Source organism: Pseudovibrio sp. Ad26 (assembly GCF_001623285.1).
GTDB lineage: Bacteria > Pseudomonadota > Alphaproteobacteria > Rhizobiales > Stappiaceae > Pseudovibrio > Pseudovibrio ascidiaceicola.
This window is the reverse complement of sequence record NZ_LMCE01000032.1, coordinates 1-511: the sequence shown is the minus strand read 5'-3', so window position 1 is coordinate 511 and position 511 is coordinate 1. Positions and strand designations below refer to the sequence as shown.

Below are 511 nucleotides of genomic sequence, written 5' to 3'. Positions count from 1 at the left end.
GATAGGTCCGGCTGCTCTGAAGGCGGTGTATGACATGGCCCGCAAGGGTGCCCGTGATGAAATTCAGACACAGATGCGTGATGGTGGCCTGTTCTCCGGAGGTGGACGATGAAGACCTTCCGCTGGAAAGTGAAACCCGGTATGGATGTGGCTTCGGTCCCTTCTGTAAGAAAGGTGCGCTTTGGTGATGGCTATTCTCAGCGAGCGCCTGCCGGGCTGAATGCCAACCTGAAAACGTACAGCGTGACGCTTTCTGTCCCCCGTGAGGAGGCCACGGTACTGGAGTCGTTTCTGGAAGAGCACGGGGGCTGGAAATCCTTTCTGTGGACGCCGCCTTATGAGTGGCGGCAGATAAAGGTGACCTGCGCAAAATGGTCGTCGCGGGTCAGTATGCTGCGTGTTGAGTTCAGCGCAGAGTTTGAACAGGTGGTGAACTGATGCAGGATATCCGGCAGGAAACACTGAATGAATGCACCCGTGCGGAGCAGTCGGCCAGCGTGGTGCTCTGGGA

At 57.1% G+C, this 511-nt stretch carries 1 protein-coding gene and 1 pseudogene; both read left to right on the top strand.

Annotated features, from left to right (window positions below; all coding sequences use genetic code 11):
• The first annotated feature begins 108 nt into the window (after positions 1–108).
• Positions 109–438 carry a phage tail protein gene (locus PsAD26_RS05495; RefSeq protein ID WP_000847379.1) on the top strand — a complete coding sequence of 110 codons (330 nt, stop codon included), beginning with the start codon at positions 109–111 and terminating at the stop codon, positions 436–438.
• Positions 438–511, top strand: a pseudogene (locus PsAD26_RS29625) (phage minor tail protein L); the annotation flags it as partial. The gene PsAD26_RS05495 and the pseudogene PsAD26_RS29625, both read left to right, overlap by 1 nt.

Coding starts and splice junctions, on each gene's coding strand:
- PsAD26_RS05495 (WP_000847379.1), top strand. CDS start 109: ATGAAGACCTTCCGCTGGAAAGTGAAACCCGGTATGGATGTGGCTTCG.